This is a genomic window from bacterium (genome assembly GCA_040755795.1).
GTDB lineage: Bacteria > UBA9089 > CG2-30-40-21 > CG2-30-40-21 > SBAY01 > JBFLXS01.
Genome location: JBFLXS010000020.1, coordinates 1 through 26091 on the forward strand (window position 1 = coordinate 1; position 26091 = coordinate 26091).

The following is a 26091-nucleotide window of genomic DNA, read 5'->3' on the forward strand; positions in this document are numbered from 1 at the left end:
CCGAAGTACCATTGCACAACAATCCAGCAGAATTAGCTGTAAGGGAATATGTTGTAAAACGCAAGATCAGCATACAGACCAGAAGTGAGGAAGGGACACGGAGTTGGGAGACATTTTTGTCAATTAAAGATACATGTCGAAAACTTGGAGTGAATTTTCGTAAGTATTTATACGATAGACTTTCTGGAGAATACAGGCTGCCATCCTTAGCAGAGATGATCGGGCAGACAAGTGCAGTTTGTTATCCATGTGGCCATTCGCCATAAAAAACGGTTCTTTAGATATTATGTGGCTGTTGAAACTGTAAGGTGCAGATTGCCACTTGATGATGAGCAGTTACCTACATTCTTTGATCAACCAGAGTATATCCTCGCTTCCTCTATCCGTCTCTTTGACTTAAATCAGGATAATCTCCAACAAGCTTAAAAATAACTCATCCCATAACCTTATCTCAGGATCTGTCAGAAACCCATCTCTGGCAGGTCCTCCATCCTTACCTTAATCCCTAAAATAATAAAATAGACCAAAATATTCCTTTAAATATCTCTCTCTCAGGATTATTTAATCCTACTTGCCATCCCTCTTAACCCCATTTCTTAGGCCAATTTATCCCTCAAATTTAAGGGAAATTTATTGACCAAAATTACATCTGAGGCAAAATATTTCACTTCTACTACCCACATACCTACTCTGCCTACCATCTTGAATAAACCTACCTGCACAGGTCGAAAATATTTCTTACCATCCCATTAAATCCCCATGATTACTCACTCCTTTTTTTCACCGAGAATTGCTGTTAATAAAAATAAAAAAATAATCGTGTGCACGATTTAAAAGAAAAAATTCTATATCTCCTTGACTTTGCTGACGTTGTGTAAAAATTAGTGCGGAAGTTCCGATTTAACATTAATTCTCCAAAACCACTTCTGCCACCGCATACTCTTCGCAATGAGAAAGGGTAACCAACACATTTCTCACTCCCATTTCATCAACTAATTGTTTTACCTTACCATATAAATTGAGGGTGGGTTTACCTAATTCCCCATTTCTTACCTCAACATCTTTCCATTTTACACCCTTTTGCCACCCTATACCTATGGCTTTCATCAAAGCTTCCTTAGCTGCAAATCTAACTGCATAATGCTGATATCTATTTTTTTTACTATTACAATATTTTATCTCATAATCAGTAAATACTCTCATAAGAAAGGCACCATTTGAGCTTAATATTGATTTTTTAATCTTAGATATTTCAATAATATCATTTCCAATACCGTAGATCATTTTAACATCAACATCCTTTTGGGAGTCAAAATAGGATATGCCACCGCACTACATAGTATAAGGATGATTGCGTATATTGTAAAAGTACTTTGAAAATCCTCTCTTACAAAAACTCCAGTTATTATTGTACCCATCCCGCCACTTATAAAACGGATAAAACTATTCAGCGATACAGCTTTGCTTCGTGATTCAGTAGGAAAATCTGTTAACATAGTGACAAGTGAACCATGGTTGATTGTCCTACCTATTCCATAAATCAACAAAGCTACTGCAATCGATATAAATAGAATTTGAGAGGTAAATATATGCACTGCTGCTGCAGTAAGAAATGATCCTGAAATGACCATTGTTACCTTTCCCCATTTATCAGATAAAATTCCACCAATTAAACCACCAAATACTGAACCAATTCCTGTTAAAGTAAGAAGAGTGCTAATTTGGAACTGCCCCATTTGATGCTCTTGATAGAGGAATACTCCTAACCATGAGTAGATGCCATTCATCATAAAGCTTGTCAGAATTATATAGCAATAAACCATTATTCCCTCCTTAGAAAATAATATTTTCCAATAAGTTTCTCTCTCTCCTTTATATGTAATTTCTGAATCAGGAAGGAAGAAGAATATTAATCCCCAGGCGACTAATCCAACCAAAGCTGGCAAGAGGAACATCCATCTCCAATTAAGTATGCCACTCAAGAACACACCTGAAACAGTTGAAAAATAGGTTGTGCTTAAGAATATCCCCACTGCCCTTCCTCTTTCTTCTTTAGGGAACATATCTCCAATTAAGGTTAATGAAATTGGTATTGTTGATGCTGCTACAACTCCAGATAAGCCCCGGAAGATTATAATTGCTTTAAATGAAATAGCTAACCCACATAGAATACTAAAAATCACAAAGGCTAACGAACAAGTGACCTTAACTGCTTTTTTACTTACTCTATCTCCTATATATCCGTAGAAAAGAGCTGAAATGCCATAAGGAATCATGTAGACAACTATAATCTTTCCTGCTGTAAAGTTTGAGATATGGAATGTAGTAGCAATTGCAGGTACTAAACCTGACATTGCAGCTACATTCATTATTACAGCAAATGCCTCAAGACATAATAAACCTAAATAGATATTTTTATAAGCAATCTTTCTCATCTCCTGTCTGAAATTAACCTTCTGTTTCTATTATCTTTTTAATTCTTTCCATATTTACCTTAGAATGTTCGTTTATAGCATTTTCTGCTTCCTCATTAGTATATCCTGATTCAGAGTCCATCTCAAAATCTTGAATCCAAGTCATCTTGGTTCCTTGAGGAACTTCTTCATAGAACCATTTAAGATGCATAAACTTGAAGGGAAATTTTGGTTCCTCCCGCTCGGCAGTACATTGATAGTTCTCTTTATCCAGTATTCTACTGGAACGCCAGATCTTACCTTCGTTATTTGTCAACTGAAAGGTGATTTTGTTATCTTCTCTACACAAAATTTTGGCCTCCTTATACTCATCGAAGAGTTCAGGCCATCTCTCAATGTCATTGGTAACATCAAACACTCTATCTCTTTCTGCTTCAATAATGATAGAATTCTCCGTATGCGCCATTATTCCTTCCTCCTTTCATTAATGAATTAATCAGTCAAAACACCTGATTCTATCTTAGCTTTAATCTTCTGTAAATTTGTAACAACATGGTTATTAATCTTTGCTTCCATTTCCCCATCAGTCACCCCTGCTTCAGGTGCCATTTCAAACTCCTGAATACAGATCATTTTGGTTCCATTAGATACCTTCTCATAGAGCCATTCAATATTCATAAACTTATATGGAAATGTAGGCTCTCCTCGTTGGGCAATGGCACGATAGTTTTCTTTATCGATGATTCTCTTAGAACACCATGTTTGCCCTTTTTTATTTGTCATCTCGAATGTAACTTCTTTCCCATTTCTACTTAATATCCTGGTTGACTGAGATTCGTCAAACAACAGAGGCCACCTCTCAATATCATTAGTAATATTGAAAACCTTATCTATTTCAGATTGGATAATTATTGAGTTTTTAGTACAACCCATTACATATCACCTCCTCTCGTTATTTTCAATTATTGCTACAGGACGTATCCAACTGGCTCCAACATCCTTTATCTTTATAGGGAAACATACAACCTTAAAATCATATGGCTTGGGTATCTGATCAAGATTAGCTAACCTTTCAAGATGACAATACTCCTTTGTTCTTCCATATATATGAGCAGGCCATAGATATTTGTTATCCTTTGTTCTGAAATAGGCTTGTAACATATAGTCAAATGGACGGTCAAAACCTAAACTGTCGATGCCAATTATCTTCACACCTCTTTCTACAAGCCAGGCTGTAGCTTCCTGGCTCATTCCAGGAAACTTAAAGTAATATTCTTTTGTTCCCCAGTATTTGTCGGCATTTGTCTGAATCAGTACAATATCATATGGTTTAATCTTGTATTTAATCTTTGTCAAAGCCTCTTCTATATCTCCAGGGAGTATAGAATCCCCAGGTTCTTTATGGCTTAGATTAAGGACAACGCCGTCTCCATAACACCATTCTAAGGGTATCTGATCAATTGTTTTTGCTGGTCTTCTTTCACAACAAGAGCCAAAATGATAAGGAGCATCTAAGTGAGTTCCTGTATGGACAGAGGCTGTAATTCTTTCATTAGAAATGAACTCTCCATTAGGAAAATCATTTTTAGTAAGTTTCCTTGTTCCACATAGATATCTGAAAAGATTCTTTAGATTCTCCAATAATGGCTTATGTTTCGAGAATATGATATCTCGTCCCAAATAACTAGCCCCCTTCACATGATCTAAACGCTTAATCTTTACTGGAAATGGTTCCAGAGTACATTCTTCGATAGTAATACTTAAATCAATAATTTTTAAATTATTATCCATAGTTTTTCTCCGTTCTTTCTATTTTAATGGGTGTGGCTACTTTTGGACGACGGACAAAAGGAATTTTTACCTTACTTTTAGGTTCAAAAAGGGTATTTTTTTCGCTCAAACAATGGATTTTTCCAACAAAAGGGCTGTTTTTTATAGAAATATCACCGGCCATAGTTAATATCTCTGCAAAAAATAAGGTTTTTCCATTTTATCTTTTTACATAACTTCAGTAATTACAAGGTTCTTTTGTCGTTCTTTCGTCGTTTAAGAATAGCCACACCCTATTTTAATAATATACGGCTCCTTTTTAAACCAATTCATGCTTTTTCATTATTAAGTTTTTGTTTTATATATTCAATTATATCTCTTACAGTAACAAAATCATCTGAATCATCACTATAGATATTTAAACCAAATTCCTTCTCAATCCCAACCACAATATCAACCATTTCTGTAGAATCAATACCCAAGTCATCTTTCAAAGAAGTATTATGATGCCATTCGTTTTCCTTTAAACCTATTATCTTAACAAAGACTCCTTTTAGCCTATCCTCAATACACATTTTACTCATCTCCTTTCTCCTCTTCTATTTTTCTAATTTCAAAACTTATCTTACCTCCATCAGGACAAGTTGTATGTATTACCTTCTCCTCTTTTTCAAATGGGAATGTTGCTCCAAAGCGAAGAGCAAATAATGATGGAAAGATAGTATGATAGGCAGCTCCACAGAACCCACCTACTGTGGTTAACCCGTCAAATTCAAATTGATCTCCTTCCTTATAACCATAGAAACACCTACCAGTTTCCTTCTGGACTTTTACCATAAATTTGATTAGAGCAGGCATAATTTATCACCTCCTGGAATTATTAAACTTTTTAATTAATAGACTGCTATTAACTCCACCTTGCCCTCTTAAATTTAGAAGGGCAATATCTATATTTGCTTGGCGGATTTTGTTAGGAACATAGTCAAGGTCACACTCAGGATCAGGATTTTCATAGTTTATTGTTGGTAGTAATACACCTTTATTCATTGCTAATACTGTGCTTATCAAGTCTATAGCTCCTGATGCACCAAATAGGTCTCCAATCATAGACCTTGGCGTACTTATTGCCAATTTATAAGCATGATCTCCAAAGACTTCTTTAATAACAGCAGTTTCAATCTTATCGCCTTCAGGAGTAGCTACTCCATCTGCCGAGATGTAGTCTACTTCACTCGGCATGATACCACCCATTTGTAAGGCTAATTTAATAGCTCTGTTAAACTCCTTCCCATTTGGTGAAAACCGAATAGGGTGGTAGCCATCACTAGTCATTCCATATCCAATAACTTCCGCATAGATATTTGCCTTTCTTTTTAGAGCATGTTCAAGTTCCTCCAGGACTATAATTCCTGCTCCTTCACCTATAATTAGACCACTCCGCTCTTTATCAAATGGCCTATATACCTTAGATGATTCATCACCATCTCTATTTGACAATAAAGTACATGTGCTACAGCAAAGTAAACCATAGGGTGTAATAAGAGCTTCACTTCCTCCAACAAATAATATCTCTGCATCCCCACTTTTAATAACTCTTGTACCATATCCAACAGCTACATTACTTCCTGCTCTGTCAGCCACAACAGTTTTACTATAGCCCTTAATACCATAAAAAATTGATATCTGTCCCTGGGGAGCAGCAGGGAACCAAGCAGTAGCTAAGTATGGACTGACTTCTTTAATGCCAGAGGCATGAAGATGCCGCAGTTCAGTCTCTGAAAACTCTTGACCGCCAAGAGAATTACCTATTATAATTCCTACTTGGGTTAAGTCTTCCTTTTCTAACTTAAGGTTAGCATCCTCGATAGCTAAATGAGTAGCGACTAATGCATATTGAGAAAATTTATCAATCTTTCTTAATAACCTTATAGGGAAGTAGTCTTCAGCTTTAAAGTCTTTAATCTCACCTGCTATTTTACATTGGAATTTGGAAGCGTCAAATCTTGTAATCTTACCTATATAGGATTCCCCTTTTATGCTATTCTCCCAAAATTCTCTTTTCCCAATTCCGCTTGGGGCAACTATTCCTAAACCCGTAATAACTACCCTTCTACTCATCCTTTTCTCCCTTTTTGTTAGGAATATCTTCTAAGGAGTAGAGCAGAATGTATACCTGAAAAACCACTAGAATTTTTTAACACCACATCTACTTTCCCTTCTCTAGCCTTATTAGGGATATAGTCAAGGTCGCAATCAGGATCTGGATTCTCATAATTTATTGTCGGTGGCATAAGATTATTCTCTATTATTAAACTACAAGCAATTAACTCGATACTATTTGCTGCTGATAAAGGATGTCCAATCATAGATTTAATTGAACTTATAGGTACATGGTAAGCATGATCTCCCAGGGAAATTTTCAAAGCCGAAGTCTCATTTCTATCATTCTGTTCTGTAGAACTCCCATGAGCATTAATATAATCTATCTCCTCTGGTTTGATACCAGCATGTTTAATTGCCAACTTAATTGCTCTTGCCAAGTCTATTCCATCTGGTGAGAGATCAGTCATGTGGAAGGCATTACAAGTAGTACCATAACCAATTATCTCAGCATAAATATGAACACCTCTATCTAAGGCATGTTTAAGTTCTTCTAAAATAAGAATACCACATCCTTCTCCTAATATGAATCCATCACGATCGCGATCAAATGGCCGGGAGGCACGTGAAGGTTCATCATTTTTTGAGATAGCACCTATTACATCAAAGGCGGCAAGTGCAATAGGAGTTATTGGCGCCTCTGAAGCACCTGCTATCATTATATCAGCTTCATCATTAAGTATTGTCTCGCAAGAGAACCCCACAGCATCAACACCAGCAGTACATCCAGTAGAAATGGTATTACAGATTCCACAGATACTATATAGAGATGAAATTTCATTTGAAGGAGTATTAAACATTGAAGCTTGATAAAGATATGGACTCACATACTCAGGATTAATAGGCTCTTTCCCTCTTTCTGTAACAATAAGAAACTCTTCTTCCATAAATTTCGTGCCACAGATAGCATTAGCAATACTAACTCCGACCCTCTCTTTATTCACCGCAGACATGTTAAGCATAGAATCTTCCACAGCCATCTTTGTTCCCGCTACCGAAAATTGAACATATCTATCCATCCTGCGAATCTGCTCTTCTCTTAATCCTAATCTTCTCGGATCAAAATCTTTAACCTCTGCTGCTATCTTTGATTTAAACTCTGAAGTATCAAAGCTTGTAATCCTCTCCACACCAGATTTCCCACATATTGTTGCTTTCCAAAACCTTTCTTTCCCAATACCGTTAGGAGATATTACCCCCACACCTGTAATAACAACCCGTCTTTTCATTTTTGATCTTTCCTTTCACCTTTCAAAAGGTTATCAAATTTAGTAAAATTAAAGCTCCAGGAATATTAACAATGATATGAGAAAGGTATCCTGGAATTAAGCTATCTGTTTTTTTATATAACAGACACCAAACTAATCCTGATACAACAGTGGTTAGGAAGATAGCCAGAGGAGAGAAAGACTTACATATTTGACCTCGTACAACAAGATGGTGAATACCAAATACTATTGAGGAATATATTGCTGCAAGGTATCCCCTGTTTTGGAATTTTCCGAATAAGAATCCTCGCCAGTAAAATTCTTCAAAAAATGGGTTGATAAGAATAAATCCAATGACCAAGATTATATCTATTAGTTGAAGCCTTACATCGAATTTTAAAAAGATATGAATAAGGCTAAAAGCAGAAAAACATAGACCAAAGAATACCCATTTTAGACTTCTTCTCCCTATTCGCCTAAAGCCAAATTTTGAAAATATTGAAAATGAATATCTCCTCTCTACCATCATTGGGAACAGAGTACAACAAAATAGATAATAAATGATAAAAAAAGGTATCCATGTTTGAGAAATAGGCATAAAGCTACAAGACAGAGTTGAAACAAATCTTAAACCAATCATAAAGAGAAACGGAGATATAAGAATAACTATTTTTTTCTTTAAAGACATGATTTTACTCCTTCCATTTGACTCTACGGTGTAAGAATATCAATTAACAACTATCCCATCATGAAGAGTTATCACTTGGCTAGCATATCGCATTATTACTGGGTCATGTGTAGAGAACACAAATGTAGTACCCTCTCTTCTATTTATCTTAAGCATAAGATCAATAATCTCTTGACCTGTTTTAGAGTCAAGATTAGCTGTTGGTTCATCTGCCAAAACTATACTTGAATTAATTACTAAAGCCCTTGCTATTGCCACTCTTTGTTTCTGACCTCCACTTAGTTCCTCCGGACGATGATGAATACAATTAGATAACCCTACTTCTTCAAGAACAGAAATGATTTTTTTGTGGCGATCTAAAGAATTAGAACCTTTTAACAACATTGGAAATTCAACATTTTCATAAGCAGTTAATACTGGAATGAGATTGAAGGACTGAAAGATAAAACTGATCTTATCCCTTCTTATCTTAGTAAGTTCTTTACTATTTAACCTGGTTATATCTTGGTTATCATCGATATAAATCTTTCCAGAAGTCGGCTTGTCAAGACATCCAATCAAATTCAATAAGGTTGTTTTCCCTGATCCGGAAGGACCTACTACTGATAGAAAGTCTCCTTTCTTTATCTTTAAACTAATTCCTCGTAAAGCATTAACTTCTATCTTTCCTAACTGATAGATTTTTGTTACATTCTCTACTATCACACTTTTCATTGTCCTCCTCCTTTAGAATAATATTCTAAAAATATACGGATGTTTCAATTCCCAAATTAAAGTTTACTGGATCTATTCCAAATTCACTATTTTCTTTCCCTAAATTTAATTTGTGCTTTAAGGTAAAGGTTATATCTTGAAATAGTATGGTGCTAACATCAGAATGAACCATTAGACTTAAATCATCTAAATTCCAAACAATAGTATCACAAGTTGAAATCATATTGGCGATATTCGGCTGGATAAAACTGACCATAAGATAGTTTTTCCTCATCTCTGTGGGGTTAAAAAGATCTTCTCCTCCTTGATTATTCTTGATGGAATTAATAAAATTGTCCATCTCTGTTTTACTATACCCTTCTCCATTATAATAATACTCTATCATAAATGTATTGGTTGACGGAAAGACATAAGAACCTCCAAGTACAAATTTGACAAAACAACCTTTCCCTTTCTCTTCTTGAACATAAGAGCTATTAATATAGGTTTTATCACTTCTGTCTTTTGCAGCAATCTCACTATGGATCTCTACATTTGATATAAATCCAGCCATGTCTACACCTATGATATATTTGTCTTTGGTATGAAATATACTTGTCGAAAGATCAAAATTATGAAAAAGTGTCTCAAACCTTCCTCCGTATCCCCAATCGTTTTCTCCATTTTTTAGTTTAACATCTGCTATCACACCAGTAAAAGAAGATTGGCTTGAAGAATTTACTATTTTGAAAGCAGTTACACCCTCATTTTGTCGTTTGGGTTCTGCAGGATCTTTAGATGGTTCGATAGAATCAGTTGGATTCCAAGCATATCCAGTTCCCCAGGCAATCCTCTGTTTACCTATACGGAAAAAGACCCCTTCCCAGAATTCTAAATCACAATATCCTTGATCAATATTCCCTTCCACATTAGTAGATTCGGTGGTAGCATAAGTAAAAGCTGTCTTTAGATGTAAATCAATATTATTTGCAATGTAAATGTTCATATTATTTTTTGATTCAAGAGAATTCTCTATTTTAGATAAGTTCTGTGTATTATTAGGATTAATTAGTGATTCAGAGTTTAGCCTATTGTAGCTCAGGGTATTTATATTACTTCCATTAACCGTAATCTTCCTCAACATGGTCTCACCTTCATTTCCTTTCTTATCCTTTGCAAATAAAGGTGGAGTTATGGAATATAAAAGAGTAATAGCTATTATAGTAATAAATATTCTTTTCATTGCACTATTAATATTTAGTTATATTTAGTTCCTTTCTAAGTATTGTTTTGTAAATATTTCATCAGGAATCTCAACGCTGGTATCAATTTCGAGATCAACCATAATGGACTTTTCATCACTTAATGTACTTTCCATCCGGAGTTCTGTTGGTCTCAATCGGCCTCCTATCTTTTTAATACCTGAGAAGGTGAGGGTTTTTATCAATTTTCCCGAACTTGTATAGAATTCTCTTCTAATAGGCAGAAAATTGTCTTTTCGAATCCAATAGATAATCTTGTCGTAAGATATACTTCTATCCTTTGCCTTGAGTTCTAAGAGATAAGCTTCAATACCGCCTATCCTTACTATATCCACGAAAGTTGCATTATAGTCTTTTACCAGATTGAGTCTCATAATATCACCGTTAGAGAAGTTACCTCCAAAGGTTTTTTGTTTGGCCGAAATCCGTATTGACCTTGATATGGTTGGCAAATACAACCACATATTATCTCCATTTCTAAGCACCTTCTTCCCTTTTTCTCTCAGAGGGGCCAAAAACTCTAAAAATATTTTGTTGTCTCCTTTCATGTACATCTTCAGCCTCATTGTCTTAGTAGGTCTTTTAGGTCTTACAATCTTCATTTCTTTAACATACACCACCGCATCCGGATTCATTATTGCATCTGCCGTTGCAACAATTTGGTTTGCTGAAAGTTCAGCTCCCACAACTGGTTTAACACTTACTATTCCCATTATTAATACTAAAGTTATATCTTGAACTTTCATTATCTATCACCTATCCTTCAATAATTTTTCCATCCTGTAATTCCATCTTTCTTTTTGCCTTGGCAGCTACATCATGATTATGGGTTACTACTAATATAGTGAGCCCATTACTATGAAGTTCTTCCAATATCTTGACTATTCTCATTCCTGTTTTGCTGTCAAGATTCCCTGTGGGTTCATCGGCAAGTAGTAGTTTTGGAGATTTAACAATAGCTCTTGCAATAGCTACTCTTTGCCTCTCACCACCACTTAATTCGTTAGGCAAATGATTAATTCTATCTTCAAGTCCAACCAGTACAAGTGATTCCATCGCCTTTTTAAATCGAGTAGCCCTGGATAAGTTTGAATTAGCAAATCGTAATCCTATCTCTACATTTTCAAGAGTGGTTAAGGAAGGAATCAAATTGAATGTTTGAAAGATAAATCCTATCTTTGCTGATCTGATATTAGTAAGTTTCCTATCGTTCAGTCTTGTAACATTCTGATTCTCAAATTTAACTGATCCGTGGGTAGAAATATCTAAGCAACCTATAATATGTAGAGCAGTAGACTTCCCAGAACCAGAAGGTCCAACAAGGGCAACAAACTCTCCTTCTTTTATCTCCATGGTTAATCCTTGCAATGCATTGATCTTAACACTGCCCATTAAGTAAGTCTTCCAAACCTCTTCTAATTCTATAATCTTGTTATTCATACCAAAAACCTCCTAATCTATAGTTTAAAAAGTAGTACCTATTTAATTCTTATTTCCCCACCCTTCAACAAATTCTTCAATATACCTTACTATCTTCTTTTCACTACTATATTGGTTAATATTCTTCTGCAGACCACCTGCATTTTGTTTATACTTAGGGTTATTTAGAATTTCTTTCACAGACTTCTGTAAATCTTCTATGGTAAAGTTTCGAAATCCAAATTGAAATGGTACATGAGGAGTCAACCGTAGTCCACATTCTGCATTATGGATAGCCTGAGCTGCAGTTGCCTGCTCAGGAGAAAAAGGGATACAAAGATTAGGTATACCCCTCCTTAAAGTTTCCATGACAGTACCATAACCTCCATGATGAATCACTATATCACTAGCATTAATCATAGTTGGTCCTGGGACAAACTGCTCTATCCGAATATGAGAAGGGTAAGGTACTAAATCTTGTAGAGTTTCAGCCCCTCCCCCCATACTAATAATTACTTGATATTTGGCATCTTGAAAGGCATAAATTATCTTTTGATAAATCTTTTTTTTATTCTTAACTCTAGTTCCCAAGGTTACATATATTACTGGGTAATGATGGTCGAGTTCTTTCAACCAATCAGGAATTTCCTTCTCTAGGCCACCCCATTCTAAACAACCAACATAGTATGCTGATGGAGGTAAATTCTCTATCGGGCAAAAGTCCGGAATCCCTTCTACTAAATTTAAATCACCAAGATAGAGATCAAACATACTTTCAGTCTTCGGTAGTCCATATTTTTCTAAGACAATATTAAAAGGCTTCGTCCATTTTTTGTTAAATGTCTTTAGAAGTGTTTTTAAGACTTTGATCTTTATAACATTTCCTATTTTTTGAAGAATTGTCTCGCCATCCATTATCTCAGCAAACACCTCTTTTTCTGATCTATTGCTTCTTGCTAAAATCCCTTTAAGAAATGGGCTACTAATTATACCAACATTGGGTACCTTGGCTATCCTTGCCGAGATATTAGGTGTAGGGCAAAAACTATTGATAATTACATTGGGTTTATATTCATTGATTACATGCAGTTCATCTCCTACACACTGATCAACAAGTTCCTTTGTGTACCAATTCATTCCCATTGCCTTTTCAACTTCTGCTTTTTTCACTGCTGCAATAGGATAAACTACATACCCAGTATCTTTAATAAATTGACAGCGTTCCTTTCCAGTAGCAAATACAACTTGATGTCCTTGTTTCTTTAAAGCATCAGCTACAGATAGACAATGGAATACATGAGATAATGCTGGACCAAAAGGTATACAAAGTACCTTTAATTTACTCATATCTAATCGCCTCCAATGGGTTAATTTTGATTGCCCGGATAGCAGGGTACAATCCACCAATAATCCCAATCCCAACAGTAATAACAACAGATTCTATGGCAGATTTAATATTAAGAACCCTTGTATCGTGGTACACAAATTGTAAGACAAGGTACGATAATATAATTCCCATAATTCCTGCTATAAAACATAGAATAGTAGACTCTTGTAGGATGGTGACAAGAATAGTTCGTCTTGTTGCACCTATTGCTCGTAATGTTCCTATCTCTTTTATCCTCTCATTTACTCCCATTATCATCATTGCTAAAATCATTATTATAGCTGCCCCTTTAGCAGTGTTATTCGTCATATTAAAAAACTGGTGCATCCCTACTAAGGCTTCCTCAATGTTTTTTTTACTCTTTTCTTCTGTAATTATAACAAGTCTGGGGAAGTCTCTTTTAAACATTTTAATAAAATCATCATTGTCAATATCTGATTTTTTTATGACCAATACAGATGAGACTAAAGATTCCCAACCGAAGAGTCTTTGAGCATAGGATAACGGCATAAGTACAGCACGGTCAATAATTGCTACACTTGTCTCTTTAAGAACTCCTTTGACTTCAAATGGCTTTTTCCTAATGACTATTTTATCTCCCACTGATATTTTCCCTTTCTTTGCATAGTATTTAGCAGCACCACTACCTAAGATAACTATCTTTTCATCCCCTTTTATAAAAGAGTTATCACCTATCTCAGCCTCTCCTGTGAGTATTCCCATCTTTTCTTGTCGTCTTAAATCCTGAATATACGCCTTTTCCTTACCAGGAGATATACCAACTACCATAACTAATGGTGGTTCATTAGGATATTGGGGTGGAACAATAGCCTTGAATAGCAGAGGAGTACTATAAGCAGGATCAATATATTCTTTCTTTAATATCTCTTGTACAGTATCAATAGTAAGGTTACTCAAAAGTGGTGGGAACTCACTCTTTTCAGATGCAGGCGCTTGAATAAATACTTTCCCGGCAATCAGGGATAACATCTTATGTACTTCCCCACTCTTGTGTGCTGTGATAGATATAAGGATGATCATAAGTTGAATACAAAAAGCTACACCTATAATAGTAAGAATCGATCTTGTTTTTCTCTTCGTAATATTTTTCCAAGCAATATCAATCATAATAAGTCTCTCCTTAAATTAATCATCATTTATATCTGATTGCTTCTAACGGGTGAATCTTTACCGCTCGAATAGCAGGATACAAACCACCAACCACTCCAATTATAACGGCAGTGCCAATGATTTCCAAAACAACCTGAAGGTTAAAATAATTGGCATTATTATATACAAATTTCATAAGTAAATATGATACAATAAGCCCTAAAACTGCTGCTACAAGAGATAAAATAAGTGATTCTTGTATAACAGTAAAAAGAATAGTTCGTCTTGTTGCACCTATTGCTCTTAAAGTTCCGATCTCTTTAGTCCTTGCATTTATAGCCAGTATCATTATTACCAAAATCATTACTACAGATGTTGCTTTTACACTACCTCCAATCAAACCAAAGAATCGACGCATTTCAGCTAATATTTCATTAGTATGCTTGACATTTTCCTTATCAGTAATCACTACAAGATTTGGGAAATTCTCTTTAAGTGTTGATGCAACCTCATCAATCATCCCTTCTGTTTTAGACTCGGCTCTAACCAATATACATGAGATAGAAGATCTACACTCAAAGAGTTCTTGAGCGTAAGAAAGTGGTATAAGTATCATATGGTCAAAGGTTGGAATATTCTGTTTTTTCAAAACTCCCTTGACTACAAACAATTCTTCCCCAATTATTATATTATCTCCAACAGATATTTTATCCCCTTTTTCTTTCATATAGTACTTAGCAGCACCACTACTTAAAATAACAGCTTTCTCATCAGATATTGAAAAAAAGAGTTCGCCTATTCCTTCTAAATCTCCAGTATATATTTTCTCTTTGCCCGGTGGTATGCCTACAGCCAAAACCTCTGGTGGTGCACCAGGAAAAGAGGGAGGCACTACAGATACAAAAAGGAGAGGAATAGTGGATTCAGAATTAATATGGTTTATCTTTAGCACATCTTGAAGAATACTGGAACTAATTCGACTTGAGAAAGGCGGAAATTCACCCCCAATTCCCTCAGGACCAGATGCCTGAATAAATATCTTTCCAGCATAAATTGATAACTCTTTATGCATCTCTTTAGTCCTACCAATCGTCATGCACAGAAGGATAACCATAAGATGAATACAAGCTGTTACCCCTAAGATAATGAGAATTGACATTATCTTTCTTCTCTTGATATTTTTCCAGGCTATATCAACCATCAAAATTTACCCCAATTTTATTTTTATTTAATTGCCGTAGTCACATGAAAATCAAACTCTGTCGGAGGAGGTTCAAGTTCATTTCCTTCAGCAATATGTTTAGCAAATGCCTCTTGTATTCTTTGTCCAATCTCTCCACCGCTACCTTCACTTATTTTTGCTATTATCTTCTCTCTGGTCCCTGGAGGTACTGATAGTGTTTTCTTTTCTGTTTCCACATTACGAAACAATTTGCATTCTTCAATAAAGGAACGCATTTCATCCGGAGTCCTTATTGTATTCCCCCAAATTATCTTACTTACTTTATATCGAAAACTTTCCGGGTTCTCTGGTAGACTGATATCAAGGAGTACTAACCTGCCACCACTCTTTAACACCCTATGTATCTTAGACAACATCTCTTTTTGATCTTGGAAGTAGCGAAATACAGATGCGCAAACAACAATATCTGCAAGATCCTCTTTTAGGGAAAAATCTTCTGCATTTCCCTCATACAACTCAAACATATCAGAAAGACCTGCTTCTTCTATATTCTGTCTTGCTACCTGTAGCATTCTTGAAGAAATATCTATTCCGATTACCTTTCCATCTTTTCCACAGAGTCTCGCTAATGCTATCGCAATTCTACCAGTACCAATCCCGATATCTAAAACCGTATCTTTCTCCTGTACTGAAGTCTTCTCACGGATTGTTTGTACTATTGCACCGTAACTATCCATGGAACTTAAGTAATCATCATAATTTTCGGACAAATTATCAAAGAATGTCTGTGTTCCTACTCCTCTGGTCATTTTTATCCCTCCTAAATAAGTTAGTAGCCTTCCCACATAAAATCATGTGGTTCTTAGTGATTCAATTGGCTTTAGCCTTGATGCCATAACAGCAGGGTAAATTCCTGATATTGCGGATATTATTATTGCCACCAAGATTGAAATAAGGGTATCGCTTACCTTTAAAACCGGATAGGTCAACTCTCCTGATGGAAGGAATTCAAACATAGGAGGTAGCCCTGTATGTCCTAATATAGTAACTAACAGGATACCAAGAGAGCTTCCTATAACAGAACCGATACCACCAAGAACAACTGCTTCTATTAAGAAGAGTCTAATAATTTCTGATCTCCGTGCCCCCATCGTCATTAAGACTCCGATTTCACGAATTCGCTCAAAGACTGCCATTATCATAGTATTCAAAATGCCTATACAAGCAACTATCATGATAAGAGAAGTCCACACTCTCATACCCATCTTCATCTTTGCAGCAATATCCAGTAAATTTCTTCCTAGATACTTCCAGGTATGAACTTCAAACTCAGCATTTTTGAGTTTTGAATTTAGAGATTGCGATATTAATTCAGCATTATTATAATCATCAACAACTATTATCGTCTCTGACACCTTCCCCTCTAGATAGACAAGAGACTGAGCACTTTTAAGATTCATATAGAGATTAGGGGTCCTTATAAATTGAGAAGTAAGATCAAATATCCCAACAACGATTAAATCGCTTCCATTTAATCCCCCATCCACAGTTTGAACAAGAATTGTTATTAGGTCCCCAACTTCAAGATTTAGTGCATTGGCTACCTTTTTGTTAATAATTACACCACCATCATCTTTCTTAGATAATTTTCTTCCCTTTATAATCGAGATATTGCTGGATATTTGAAATTCCTTGTCTGGCTCTACACCTGTTCCGATAACAGGAGCAGTTTCATAGCCATTACTAGCTAATCCAATAAAATTGACCCTTGTAGTTATTAATTTGATATGGTCTTCCTCAGCAGTAATACCTTCTATTTTAGAAGGATCAAAGGCAAGTTCCAGAGTATCTTTATATTGGTCTAAGGCAGAGACATATCCCTTTTTGTGAATTTGAATATGTCCTATCCCATTTTTAACCACTGCACCAATCATAGCCTTATGTTGACCCTCTGCATGACTTAAGGCGAAGATCATTATTAACATACCGAAACCTATAGCAATCCCTGTAATAATACTTCTTCGCTTATTTCGCAATACATTCCTTACTGCTATCTTGAAAAATTTGGTCATTCTACTTCCCTCCAATCAAATTAAAGAATATTTTTTATTTCTTTATTTAATCGATCCATCTTCTCATGTGAAAAACAGCCTGATACTTTGTAACGAAGTACCCCTAACTTATCAATAAGGAAGACATGAGGGATGGTATCATCTGTAATCCCTAATGTTGGTGTTACCTTTCTATTCCAGTCGGTCATCATTGAATCAGGAGCTCTACCCTTTTTCATCATCCTCCTCACAAATTTCTTTGAAATGAAAAAAGGCAATTTTTCCGGACAAGAGGCAAACTGTTGAACCCAAAATAGACCATTATTTTTAAATTGGTGACGGGTGTTTTCTGCCCATTTTTCAGCTTCGGTATCAGACTTGCGTGAGCCAACTACTAACACGATTACTTTACCTTTAAAACTCTGCAGGCTTATTTTTTCATCACTACTAACAGTAGGTAGAGAGAACTCTGGAAAAGGAGAACCAATCTCAACAGTAACATTTAATTCTTTAGAAATGAACACACACTCTCTTTTTACTCTCTTAATAGAATCCTCAAGTATATCCTGCAACGAGCTACCAACAAAAAACCAATTGGAATATTTATCTCCATACTGTTGGAGAAGTTCAACTACTTTAGCATTTATTCCTTTGGATAGATACATCTTAGGTGATAATAAATCTTCATCTTCTTTCATTGCACCTTCTCTTTTTAGCATTTCAAACATCTCCACACCTCTCCATACTCGAAGTCCAACATTCGCTAATACACCAGGATCAGCTGTAGGTGCTGATCTTTCTGTTACCTTAAGCGTTTCCTTAACGGTATTATAATCTTCTCCTGGCCCTCCTATCAAAAGGAAAAAGTTATACTCCAACCCAAGTTCTTTACACCAATCTGTCACTTTTAAAATAGACTCCTGGTCAAATCCTTTCTTATAAATCTTCAACATCTCCTTTGATGCTGTCTCGATACCTAAGCCAAGTTGACAACATCCTGCCTTTTGCATTACCATTAGTAGCTCTTTTGTTAGTCCACATGGATTTGCAGGACATATCCAGTTTATCCTTACTTTCCTTCTAATAATCTCTTCACAGATTTCTCTTGCATGTTCTGCTGGTGTGGTAAATATATTATCAACTACTTCCAACATTTCAACACCACGTTCATTAGCTAAGAACTCAATTTCATCAACTACATTTTTCGGCGAGCGCATGCGTATCTTCCGTCCTTCTCTATATGGGTCTGTACAATAGATGCATCTATAAATGCAACCTCTCTTTGTAAGAATACTTTCTATCGCTTTACCACCTATATCATTACAATTAGTATAATATCGCTCATCATACAGATCTCTTGCCGGGAAGGGAATCTCATCGAGATTTTCAATGAACCTGGGTGGGTTTATCGAAAAAACCCCATCCCTTAAAGAAGCGACTCCTGGAGTATCATAATACTCTTTATTGTTCTCTATTCTTCTCAAAATTTCCGGGAACGCATATTCTCCTTCGCCGTATATACCCACATCTACTTGACAATACCGTAAAATTTCCTCCGGAAGATTAGAAAATCCCCCTCCACCAAGAATAATTGGTATATTCTTATATTTCTTGCATTCATTAACAACCTCTTTAACTGTCGGAATAAAGAGTTGTGGGGGAGAAATTGTTGCATTCTCATCATTTCTTACTCCAATTCCGATAATATCTGGATCGAAATTTACAATCTTCTCTTGAACAGATTTATGAATATCCTTTTCAAAGCAGATGTCTAAAAGATCTATCTCATATCCTTTATGTTGTAAGGTTGCCGCAATGTAAGCTAAACCTATAGGTGTAACATAATATGGCATAGTAGCTTGATTAGTTGAAATAAGTAATACTTTCATTATCTTTTCCTTTCATACGAGGATGTATTGGGTTAGGTAGTCTCTACTATTCTTCCCATTGACGGTGCTCCTTCATTAATACCATGTATATGGACACCTCCAGCGTATGCCTTTATTCGTTCATACCAGTTGCGTGTAAACTCATTCTTGGAGTTTACTTTTCTCTCCATTCTTTCTGAATTTTGATAAAATATAATAGGTGCTCCTGCTTGGACAGATTGAATCTCTTCTATAGAGAGATACTTAGTATGCATCACCGCATAGGTCATATCATAGTAGGTATAGTCAAAGATCTCTATGGCACCTTTTTCTTTCATCTCCTTAAAATATTCTGTTCCTGGGAGAGGAGTTACAATCGAAAAGACAGCTACATCAGGATCTACTCTGTCAGCATAGTTTAATATCTCCATAATAGCCTTTTTATCATGATGCCATTCCCCAATCATAAAGAAGACCCATGAAGCTATGTCATGTTCTCTAAGGAATTTGATGGCATCTTCTATAGTATGAGAAATAGTTCCTTTGTGATAACAATCAAGGTCTTCTTGAATTGGAGATTCACCTCCTAACAATATTGCTTGGACCCCTGCCTTCCTGTATTTATGTAGAATATCTCTATCTCTACAGATAAAATCTGTTCTTCCCAATAAGATTAAATTTAGCTCTATTCCACTTTCTATTATTCTATCAAAGATTTCTTCAGTCCGTTTTTTATTAATATTAAAAGTAAGGTCATCCATCCATATTGTTCTTATACCTCTTTTGCATGCTGCCTGAAGCAATTCAAATGCCCGTTTAGAAGACATAACTCTATATCCTGGCTGAGACAAGCGAGCAGTACAAAAGTTACATCTTCCTATACATCCCCTTGCAGTGACTAATATTGTCCATTTGCCCCATGAAGAAGGAAGTGCTGAGAAATGGTTATTCTCCATATCTAATAGATCAAAATCAGGATATGGAAGAACATCAAGGTCTTGTATCAAGGGACGAGAAGGAGTAATTACAACTTTACCATTTTCCATATAAGCTAATCCTTTTATCTTCTTGAAGCATAGTTTGTCTTTCTCTATTTCTCTGATTAACTCAGTAAGTGTAACCTCTCCTTCTCCTATGACTAGAAAATCCAATTCCTTACATGATTCAAAAATCTCGTTAGGGATAAGTCCAAAATGACCACCACCTGCAACCGTTATCACTCGAGGATTAGTTTGTTTTGCAATCTTGATGAAACGTATGTAATCATTATGAAAGGTAGCCATTGAAGCAGAGACTCCAACTATCTCTGGCTGCTTTTCTTTTAAAATGGCAGGTAACTTTTCCCACCCAATATCCTTACGCTGACAATCTAATACCTCAACTTCAATACCTTCTTTCTTTAGCCATGCAGCAAGACATGCCTCTGCCAGAGGTGGAGGGACAAAATGTCTTCCTAACCCATAGAAGTATGCAACCTTATACGGTGGTTTAACCAATAACACTTTCATAGCTATAATCCTCTCTCTTAAGCAGAATTTAATTATTAATAACAACCTTCTTTAATATCTTCCTGGCATAAAGGTTATAAGGATTAATTTTTAATGCTTTCTCCAGTATTTCTTTTTCCTTATCGTACCATCTTTTCCTCTTGTATGCCTGGCTAAGATGAATATAGGCTTCATCAAACATAGGGTTAAGTTTAATAATCTCTTCCAACTTCTCTATGGCTTTGTTCACATTGCCTCCAAAGAAACGGGGTGTTTCTAAATATGTCAGTGCTAATAACAGACTGGCTTGTGGACTATTAGAATTAAGTTCTAAAACCCGATCCCTTTCTTTACCTATTTTAGGACCGTATCTTGCACCCATTAGCCAACTTACTTTTGCCAAACGAATCTGTATCCGTGCTAATATATAGTGAGATTCTGGAAAGTTATCATTTAACTGAATAGACCTTTCAATGATGTGCAATGCCTTCTTAGCATAATCTTCTGATTTATCTTTTTTATCTTCTATGTCGTTGATTAAAATTAATCTTTCATAAGCATAAGCTAAGTAATAGTAGTAGAGGTAATTACTATCCTCTTCCTTAATCATATACTGAAAGATTAATATGGCATTTTCAAGAATATCCTCATCATATTTCCATCTACCTTTTTCAAGAAGTCTCTTCCCTTTGGAGAATTTATTCTCTTTCTCATAGCTAACACTATTAGTATTAGTGATAACAGTATGAGTACCAACCTTCATTTCCTGATAACATCCCTCTTCTTTTTCCATCCTAATGTTATTATCACCAGGGTTAATTTCCTCAGCCTGACAAAATAAGTTAGCTTTTGTTGTAATTATCATTATAACTGTTAATAAAATTAGGTTTCTCATGGCAATTACCTCCTTTTCTTCTCCCATTTAAACTGTAGCATTCCTATAAAGCTAAACAAAAATGCTAAAATCCCCAAGATTATTATATGAACAACAACTTTGGTTAAACCTTCTCCATACATTAATAACTGAAGAGCATCCATGCCATAAAATGACGGAGTAAATTTTGCTATCGTTTTAGCAATTGGAGGCATTGCATCCAGGGGTACCCAAACCCCTCCCAAAATTAATAAAGGGAAAATTATAAGCATACTAGCATATTCTGCAGCATCTTCTGTTTTTATAAGATTAGAATAGAAGATACTAAATCCACTTAACATCAGAGTAAATAGAAGTATTATCGGTACTATATTAGGTAAATTTGACACCTTAAAGCCAAAAAATACCGATATTGTAAACAAAACAGTTATTTGCATTACAGCAACAATCTCAAGGAATAAGATCTTACTAATGACAATCACTACAGGATGCGTTGGCGATAATAATACGCGTTCAAGTATTCCATTTTCGCGCTGGGTAACAATTGTTTGACTTCCTCTTCTAAAGCAGTTAAATAATGCCACGGTAATAATAGCAATAGGCAGAGCTAATAGATAACAGGTTGAATATGATGCCTCTCGATTGTATATGTTTATCATTGCACCAAAAATTAAGTTAAGAATAAAAGGGAATACAAGAAGAAGAACAATAATCTTTCGCTCCCGGATCAAGGGTTTTAAATCAGCTATGACAAGATAAACTATTTTTTGCAAAGGGATCATCATCCATTCCTCCTCTCCCACTCAAATTGGGTAGTGCCTATAAAGGTAAAAAGTACTGATATAATCATAAGAATTATAACATTAAAGATAATACCACCTAATCCTTGTGCTGAAAGGATCAACTGCTTTAGAATATTTATGGCATAAAAGATTGGAAGACCCTTTGCTACAGATTGAACAAATTCTGGTAACATATAAATAGGCACCCAACATCCACCTATTAATAATAAAGAGAAGATAATAATTACACCACCATATTCTGTTGCCTCTGGTGTTCTTATAAGATTAGCAAAGAAAACACCAAACCCAGTCATTATGACACTAATTAATACTGTTACTACTAATATACAAAATAAAGTTGCTATATTAGTAGTAAGTCCCCAAAATATCCTTGAAACTATAAATAGGAGGGTAGTCTGGATCAATATAATAATCATAAAAAATAATATTTTAGTGTACATAATAACTACAGGATGTGTTGGCGATAATAATAAGCGAGTAAGCAAACCACTCTTTCTCTCCTTAGCAATTGCCACGCCTGCCCCATTAAAACAGGTAAACATTAGCATGGTGATAATGGTACTTGGTAAACCGTCTAAATAGGCATTTGTATCAGTTTGGCTTTCAGAGAAGGCATTTAATGACCATCCATAAAGCGTGGCAAAAACAATAGGGAAAGAACAGAGCAAGAATATATTTGTCCTCCTACGGATTAATGGCTTTAAATTGGCTAATGTAAGACAGAATGTCTTTCTCCAGAGATTCATTTCATTACTCCACTAATTTGATAAAAATGTCATCTAATGTCTCTCCTGGAATTTGCTCTTTAATCTCATTAAGGGCTCCAATGACAACTAACTCTCCTTTATTAAGTATTCCTATTCGACCACAGAGAGATTCTGCTTCATCCATATAGTGGGTGGCTAATATAATAGTAACACCTTCCTTATTTAAAGAGCGCATTAACTCCCATATACCTTTCCGTATATGAGGGTCTAATCCAACTGTTGGTTCATCTAAAAATAAAATTTTCGGATCATGAAGTAGAGCTACAGCTAAATTAAGCCGTCTTTTCATTCCCCCTGAATATTCTTTTACCATCTTATCCCCTACATCTGTAATTCCTGTTAAGTTAAGCATTAAATCTATTCTCTTTAATAAAGTAGAGTTTTCAATGTTATAAAGTGTACCAAAGATCTCCATATTTTCTCTTCCATTCAAGTTATCATACAGAATTAAATCCTGTGGGACTACACCAATCATCTGTTTAATCTGGGAAGGATTTATAACAACATTGATTCCGTTGAGATACACTGTTCCATTAGAAGGAAGAGAAAGTCCGGAGAGTATCTTAATAAAGGTAGTCTTACCTGCACCATTTGGGCCTAACAAAGCAAAGAATTCCCCTTGTTTAATCTCAAGACTAACATTTTTCAATGCATGAACATCTTTAAATGATTTTGTTAAATTATCTACCTTTATTGCCAGCATAATAAACTCCTTTCTATCCTATGTAGTCATTTTAATAACTTGGGTAAGATTTTTTTGAGCATGAAGATTATTGGGATTGATAGACAATGCCTTCTCCCAACAATCTTTAGCCTTTTCTAACTTCCCATCTTTCTCACAAGCAATTCCCCACCATACATAAGCCTGGTCAAATTTAGGATTCGTTTCTATTATCTGTCGACACTTCTCCATTGCCTTTTCGATGTTACCACCAAATGGCTTAGGAGCTTTTATATACTTTATTGCTTGCCATAAGCAGACATTTAGATCTTCAGGATTGAGATTCATAACAATACTCATCTCCCTTTCTGCTTTGCTTATATATTTCATAGCAGTAAAAGGGTCTGTAATCATTGAACCGCACATTTGCCCTAATGCACGATGAGAATCTAAAAACTCATCATTTAATTCTATTGATTTTTCCATTGCCTCAATTACCTTCTTTCCCCATTCTTTCTTTCCCTCATCGTCACCATTTATTTCGCATAAGAGGGCTACACCTTCGTATGCACATCCTAAATAATAGTAATAAAGATACTCATCCGGCTCTTTATTGATCAATTCTTCAAAAATAGATATACTCTCTTTTAGAATATCTCTATTAAACCTATATCTTCCTTGCTCAAGTCGTTCTTTCCCTTCCATTAATCTGCTCTTTTCTTTCTCCATGATAATAGCCTCCTCAGTAAAAGCTTTTTCGCTCTTTCAACAGAGCAACTCTTTTAGATTATCTATAGTAACAAAATGCCAATTAAGATGCGACTTACTATATTGCTCAAACAAACCAATTATCTTTTCATCTATATCCTTTGAGAAATAATAGTGAGGTGCAAGCAAATCTTCATGTTCTTTTATATAACCTTCTCTCCTTGACATCTCTGCTAATTGAGTTCTTGGATAGATTCGAATCCCGGGGGTTACAAGTATATCAGTTGGATCTATTCTTTCCATTGTTATAAGAGTCTCCTCTACGGTATGGAAGTTTTCTCCAGGGCCTCCTATCATAATATAATGAGAATATGGAAGTCCTATTTCCTTACATAGATTGGATGCCCAGATGATAGCGTCCTGGTCAAATTTTTTTAATAGATTTTTAAGTATCTTTGGGGAGGCTGAATCAGAACCAAATTCCACTCGTATACACCCTGCCTTTTTCATTAGACTTAATAACTCTTCATCGACAAACCCAGGATTAAGACAAGATATCCATTTTATTTTAATGTTCCTTCGTATAATTTCCTCACAGATTTCTTTACTATGCTCTACAGGAATGTTAAAAATACTGTCCACTATTTCAATATCCTCTATACCATATTCCTTACTTATTAATTCCATTTCATCAACTACTTTTCGAGGAGATCGTAATCTTATTTTACATCCTTCAATATTCGGATAAGTACAATAAATACAAGATAGTGAACAACCTCTTTTGGTTTGAATGCTCTCTCTTGCTCGATTAATTCCCATCTTAGTAATCCTATTAGAACCATAATACTCTTTGTCATAAAGCTCCCTACTCGGAAAAGGGATATCATCAAGATTTTCAATGTACTGAGGATTATTTTGAACAACAACACCATCCTTTATAAAAATAATCCCCTGCACAGTACTTATATCCTCACCTGTCTCCATCTTTCTTAGAAGCTTTGAAAATGAATACTCTCCTTCTCCAACTATACCTATATCTGCTTTGCAGTAATACAAAATCTCTTCAGGCATAATAGAAAAACCGGCTCCCCCAAAGACGATCTCTGCATCTGTGTACAACCTGCAATATTCAACAATCTCTTTAACAAAAGGGATGTAAAATTCTGACATCAGATAAAGGGTATTATCAATGTTTCTTATAGAGAATCCAATTACCTCTGGATCACTTTCAGTAATTGCTCGGTGAATAATGTTGCTAATATCATCTTTATCTTTAAAGCATAAATCGCACAGAGATATTGCATGTCCATCTTTTTGCAATGTTGCTGCTATATAACCTAAACCAATAGGAGGTACTGGACACGCACCAGACCATGAACCCTTATAGTAGTGAGTTGATATTAGAAGTACTTTCAACATTAATCACCTCATTTTTAGAAGTATTCTTGTACCTGGAGTTTCGTGAATTTTTGAAAAAAAGCTAAAAAAAATCTCTCATCCTGCCGATAAAGAGAATAGTAACAAATCTCAATAAAGGAGGATGAGAGATGAATACATTCTTTTTATCGACATTTGGAG

At 35.4% G+C, this 26091-nt stretch carries 29 protein-coding genes; 1 reads left to right on the forward strand and 28 read right to left on the reverse strand.

The annotated features are described in order from the left end of the window. Positions 1 to 266: hypothetical protein (locus AB1414_02795; protein MEW6606371.1), on the forward strand; the 266-nt coding region annotated here is incomplete at its 5' end. Between the two features lie 640 nt (positions 267 to 906). Here AB1414_02795 and acpS read toward each other — a convergent pair. The 28 genes from acpS to AB1414_02935 form a co-directional block, all read right to left on the reverse strand. Continuing rightward, positions 907 to 1284 carry a holo-ACP synthase gene (acpS, locus tag AB1414_02800; protein ID MEW6606372.1) on the reverse strand — a complete coding sequence of 126 codons (378 nt, stop codon included), beginning with the start codon at positions 1282 to 1284 and terminating at the stop codon, positions 907 to 909. After that, positions 1281 to 2435, reverse strand: coding sequence for an MFS transporter (locus AB1414_02805; GenBank protein MEW6606373.1), 1155 nt, complete (start codon positions 2433 to 2435; stop codon positions 1281 to 1283). Before AB1414_02805 ends, acpS begins: the two co-directional genes overlap by 4 nt. A gap of 13 nt (positions 2436 to 2448) precedes the next feature. Continuing rightward, positions 2449 to 2880, reverse strand: coding sequence for an SRPBCC family protein (locus AB1414_02810; protein ID MEW6606374.1), 432 nt, complete (start codon positions 2878 to 2880; stop codon positions 2449 to 2451). Between the two features lie 26 nt (positions 2881 to 2906). After that, entirely contained in the window at positions 2907 to 3347 is a 441-nt protein-coding gene (locus tag AB1414_02815) for an SRPBCC family protein (protein ID MEW6606375.1), read from the reverse strand. A gap of 6 nt (positions 3348 to 3353) precedes the next feature. Beyond that, the gene (locus AB1414_02820; GenBank protein ID MEW6606376.1) at positions 3354 to 4205 is read right to left on the reverse strand and encodes a cyclase family protein; all 852 of its coding nucleotides are present in this window, start codon (positions 4203 to 4205) and stop codon (positions 3354 to 3356) included. After that, a complete protein-coding gene (locus AB1414_02825) occupies positions 4198 to 4368 on the reverse strand; it encodes a hypothetical protein (GenBank protein ID MEW6606377.1) in 171 nt (56 codons plus the stop codon). The genes AB1414_02820 and AB1414_02825 overlap by 8 nt, the downstream gene beginning before the upstream one ends. Before the next feature lie 145 nt (positions 4369 to 4513). After that, positions 4514 to 4768, reverse strand: coding sequence for an acyl carrier protein (locus AB1414_02830; protein ID MEW6606378.1), 255 nt, complete (start codon positions 4766 to 4768; stop codon positions 4514 to 4516). Next, positions 4761 to 5042 (reverse strand): TIGR04076 family protein, encoded by a 282-nt coding sequence (locus tag AB1414_02835; protein ID MEW6606379.1) that lies wholly within the window; start codon positions 5040 to 5042, stop codon positions 4761 to 4763. Before AB1414_02835 ends, AB1414_02830 begins: the two co-directional genes overlap by 8 nt. Before the next feature lie 6 nt (positions 5043 to 5048). After that, complete coding sequence (locus tag AB1414_02840) at positions 5049 to 6302, reverse strand: beta-ketoacyl-ACP synthase II (protein MEW6606380.1); 1254 nt, start codon at positions 6300 to 6302, stop codon at positions 5049 to 5051. A gap of 17 nt (positions 6303 to 6319) precedes the next feature. Continuing rightward, a complete protein-coding gene (locus AB1414_02845; protein MEW6606381.1) occupies positions 6320 to 7573 on the reverse strand; it encodes a beta-ketoacyl-[acyl-carrier-protein] synthase family protein in 1254 nt (417 codons plus the stop codon). 22 nt (positions 7574 to 7595) lie between these two features. After that, positions 7596 to 8240: a type II CAAX endopeptidase family protein gene (locus AB1414_02850; GenBank protein ID MEW6606382.1), complete on the reverse strand. Its 645-nt coding sequence runs from the start codon at positions 8238 to 8240 to the stop codon at positions 7596 to 7598. Positions 8241 to 8279: 39 nt separating this feature from the next. Continuing rightward, positions 8280 to 8954 (reverse strand): ABC transporter ATP-binding protein, encoded by a 675-nt coding sequence (locus tag AB1414_02855; protein MEW6606383.1) that lies wholly within the window; start codon positions 8952 to 8954, stop codon positions 8280 to 8282. Between the two features lie 25 nt (positions 8955 to 8979). After that, positions 8980 to 10176: a hypothetical protein gene (locus AB1414_02860; GenBank protein ID MEW6606384.1), complete on the reverse strand. Its 1197-nt coding sequence runs from the start codon at positions 10174 to 10176 to the stop codon at positions 8980 to 8982. A 24-nt stretch (positions 10177 to 10200) separates the two neighbouring features. Then, complete coding sequence (locus AB1414_02865) at positions 10201 to 10941, reverse strand: outer membrane lipoprotein-sorting protein (protein MEW6606385.1); 741 nt, start codon at positions 10939 to 10941, stop codon at positions 10201 to 10203. A gap of 10 nt (positions 10942 to 10951) precedes the next feature. After that, positions 10952 to 11635, reverse strand: coding sequence for an ABC transporter ATP-binding protein (locus tag AB1414_02870; GenBank protein ID MEW6606386.1), 684 nt, complete (start codon positions 11633 to 11635; stop codon positions 10952 to 10954). Positions 11636 to 11677: 42 nt separating this feature from the next. Next, the gene (locus AB1414_02875) at positions 11678 to 12961 is read right to left on the reverse strand and encodes a nucleotide disphospho-sugar-binding domain-containing protein (protein MEW6606387.1); all 1284 of its coding nucleotides are present in this window, start codon (positions 12959 to 12961) and stop codon (positions 11678 to 11680) included. After that, the gene (locus tag AB1414_02880; GenBank protein ID MEW6606388.1) at positions 12954 to 14129 is read right to left on the reverse strand and encodes an FtsX-like permease family protein; all 1176 of its coding nucleotides are present in this window, start codon (positions 14127 to 14129) and stop codon (positions 12954 to 12956) included. Before AB1414_02880 ends, AB1414_02875 begins: the two co-directional genes overlap by 8 nt. Before the next feature lie 25 nt (positions 14130 to 14154). Next, on the reverse strand, positions 14155 to 15312 hold the full coding sequence (locus AB1414_02885; protein ID MEW6606389.1) for an FtsX-like permease family protein: 1158 nt from the start codon (positions 15310 to 15312) through the stop codon (positions 14155 to 14157). A 23-nt stretch (positions 15313 to 15335) separates the two neighbouring features. Next, positions 15336 to 16103: a methyltransferase domain-containing protein gene (locus AB1414_02890; GenBank protein MEW6606390.1), complete on the reverse strand. Its 768-nt coding sequence runs from the start codon at positions 16101 to 16103 to the stop codon at positions 15336 to 15338. A gap of 42 nt (positions 16104 to 16145) precedes the next feature. Beyond that, entirely contained in the window at positions 16146 to 17366 is a 1221-nt protein-coding gene (locus AB1414_02895; protein ID MEW6606391.1) for an FtsX-like permease family protein, read from the reverse strand. A 20-nt stretch (positions 17367 to 17386) separates the two neighbouring features. Next, the gene (locus tag AB1414_02900) at positions 17387 to 19234 is read right to left on the reverse strand and encodes a cobalamin-dependent protein (GenBank protein MEW6606392.1); all 1848 of its coding nucleotides are present in this window, start codon (positions 19232 to 19234) and stop codon (positions 17387 to 17389) included. 32 nt (positions 19235 to 19266) lie between these two features. Beyond that, entirely contained in the window at positions 19267 to 20721 is a 1455-nt protein-coding gene (locus AB1414_02905) for a radical SAM protein (GenBank protein ID MEW6606393.1), read from the reverse strand. Between the two features lie 28 nt (positions 20722 to 20749). After that, complete coding sequence (locus AB1414_02910) at positions 20750 to 21595, reverse strand: hypothetical protein (GenBank protein MEW6606394.1); 846 nt, start codon at positions 21593 to 21595, stop codon at positions 20750 to 20752. Between the two features lie 5 nt (positions 21596 to 21600). Beyond that, positions 21601 to 22359, reverse strand: a complete 759-nt coding sequence (locus AB1414_02915; GenBank protein ID MEW6606395.1) for an ABC transporter permease — start codon at positions 22357 to 22359, stop codon at positions 21601 to 21603. Beyond that, positions 22356 to 23123, reverse strand: a complete 768-nt coding sequence (locus tag AB1414_02920; protein MEW6606396.1) for an ABC transporter permease — start codon at positions 23121 to 23123, stop codon at positions 22356 to 22358. Before AB1414_02920 ends, AB1414_02915 begins: the two co-directional genes overlap by 4 nt. A 4-nt stretch (positions 23124 to 23127) precedes the next feature. After that, positions 23128 to 23847, reverse strand: coding sequence for an ABC transporter ATP-binding protein (locus tag AB1414_02925; protein ID MEW6606397.1), 720 nt, complete (start codon positions 23845 to 23847; stop codon positions 23128 to 23130). A gap of 18 nt (positions 23848 to 23865) precedes the next feature. Further along, positions 23866 to 24534, reverse strand: coding sequence for a tetratricopeptide repeat protein (locus tag AB1414_02930; GenBank protein ID MEW6606398.1), 669 nt, complete (start codon positions 24532 to 24534; stop codon positions 23866 to 23868). A gap of 36 nt (positions 24535 to 24570) precedes the next feature. Beyond that, positions 24571 to 25932 (reverse strand): radical SAM protein, encoded by a 1362-nt coding sequence (locus AB1414_02935; GenBank protein MEW6606399.1) that lies wholly within the window; start codon positions 25930 to 25932, stop codon positions 24571 to 24573. Between the last annotated feature and the right edge of the window lie 159 nt (positions 25933 to 26091).

What these genes read in the sequence shown, in the direction of transcription:
- acpS (MEW6606372.1), bottom strand. Translation starts at nt 1,284, where the DNA reads ATGATCTACGGTATTGGAAATGATATTATTGAAATATCTAAGATTAAA.
- AB1414_02805 (MEW6606373.1), bottom strand. Translation starts at nt 2,435, where the DNA reads ATGAGAAAGATTGCTTATAAAAATATCTATTTAGGTTTATTATGTCTT.
- AB1414_02810 (MEW6606374.1), bottom strand. Translation starts at nt 2,880, where the DNA reads ATGGCGCATACGGAGAATTCTATCATTATTGAAGCAGAAAGAGATAGA.
- AB1414_02815 (MEW6606375.1), bottom strand. Translation starts at nt 3,347, where the DNA reads ATGGGTTGTACTAAAAACTCAATAATTATCCAATCTGAAATAGATAAG.
- AB1414_02820 (MEW6606376.1), bottom strand. Translation starts at nt 4,205, where the DNA reads ATGGATAATAATTTAAAAATTATTGATTTAAGTATTACTATCGAAGAA.
- AB1414_02825 (MEW6606377.1), bottom strand. Translation starts at nt 4,368, where the DNA reads ATGGCCGGTGATATTTCTATAAAAAACAGCCCTTTTGTTGGAAAAATC.
- AB1414_02830 (MEW6606378.1), bottom strand. Translation starts at nt 4,768, where the DNA reads ATGAGTAAAATGTGTATTGAGGATAGGCTAAAAGGAGTCTTTGTTAAG.
- AB1414_02835 (MEW6606379.1), bottom strand. Translation starts at nt 5,042, where the DNA reads ATGCCTGCTCTAATCAAATTTATGGTAAAAGTCCAGAAGGAAACTGGT.
- AB1414_02840 (MEW6606380.1), bottom strand. Translation starts at nt 6,302, where the DNA reads ATGAGTAGAAGGGTAGTTATTACGGGTTTAGGAATAGTTGCCCCAAGC.
- AB1414_02845 (MEW6606381.1), bottom strand. Translation starts at nt 7,573, where the DNA reads ATGAAAAGACGGGTTGTTATTACAGGTGTGGGGGTAATATCTCCTAAC.
- AB1414_02850 (MEW6606382.1), bottom strand. Translation starts at nt 8,240, where the DNA reads ATGTCTTTAAAGAAAAAAATAGTTATTCTTATATCTCCGTTTCTCTTT.
- AB1414_02855 (MEW6606383.1), bottom strand. Translation starts at nt 8,954, where the DNA reads ATGAAAAGTGTGATAGTAGAGAATGTAACAAAAATCTATCAGTTAGGA.
- AB1414_02860 (MEW6606384.1), bottom strand. Translation starts at nt 10,176, where the DNA reads ATGAAAAGAATATTTATTACTATAATAGCTATTACTCTTTTATATTCC.
- AB1414_02865 (MEW6606385.1), bottom strand. Translation starts at nt 10,941, where the DNA reads ATGAAAGTTCAAGATATAACTTTAGTATTAATAATGGGAATAGTAAGT.
- AB1414_02870 (MEW6606386.1), bottom strand. Translation starts at nt 11,635, where the DNA reads ATGAATAACAAGATTATAGAATTAGAAGAGGTTTGGAAGACTTACTTA.
- AB1414_02875 (MEW6606387.1), bottom strand. Translation starts at nt 12,961, where the DNA reads ATGAGTAAATTAAAGGTACTTTGTATACCTTTTGGTCCAGCATTATCT.
- AB1414_02880 (MEW6606388.1), bottom strand. Translation starts at nt 14,129, where the DNA reads ATGATTGATATTGCTTGGAAAAATATTACGAAGAGAAAAACAAGATCG.
- AB1414_02885 (MEW6606389.1), bottom strand. Translation starts at nt 15,312, where the DNA reads ATGGTTGATATAGCCTGGAAAAATATCAAGAGAAGAAAGATAATGTCA.
- AB1414_02890 (MEW6606390.1), bottom strand. Translation starts at nt 16,103, where the DNA reads ATGACCAGAGGAGTAGGAACACAGACATTCTTTGATAATTTGTCCGAA.
- AB1414_02895 (MEW6606391.1), bottom strand. Translation starts at nt 17,366, where the DNA reads ATGACCAAATTTTTCAAGATAGCAGTAAGGAATGTATTGCGAAATAAG.
- AB1414_02900 (MEW6606392.1), bottom strand. Translation starts at nt 19,234, where the DNA reads ATGAAAGTATTACTTATTTCAACTAATCAAGCTACTATGCCATATTAT.
- AB1414_02905 (MEW6606393.1), bottom strand. Translation starts at nt 20,721, where the DNA reads ATGAAAGTGTTATTGGTTAAACCACCGTATAAGGTTGCATACTTCTAT.
- AB1414_02910 (MEW6606394.1), bottom strand. Translation starts at nt 21,595, where the DNA reads ATGAGAAACCTAATTTTATTAACAGTTATAATGATAATTACAACAAAA.
- AB1414_02915 (MEW6606395.1), bottom strand. Translation starts at nt 22,359, where the DNA reads ATGATGATCCCTTTGCAAAAAATAGTTTATCTTGTCATAGCTGATTTA.
- AB1414_02920 (MEW6606396.1), bottom strand. Translation starts at nt 23,123, where the DNA reads ATGAATCTCTGGAGAAAGACATTCTGTCTTACATTAGCCAATTTAAAG.
- AB1414_02925 (MEW6606397.1), bottom strand. Translation starts at nt 23,847, where the DNA reads ATGCTGGCAATAAAGGTAGATAATTTAACAAAATCATTTAAAGATGTT.
- AB1414_02930 (MEW6606398.1), bottom strand. Translation starts at nt 24,534, where the DNA reads ATGGAGAAAGAAAAGAGCAGATTAATGGAAGGGAAAGAACGACTTGAG.
- AB1414_02935 (MEW6606399.1), bottom strand. Translation starts at nt 25,932, where the DNA reads ATGTTGAAAGTACTTCTAATATCAACTCACTACTATAAGGGTTCATGG.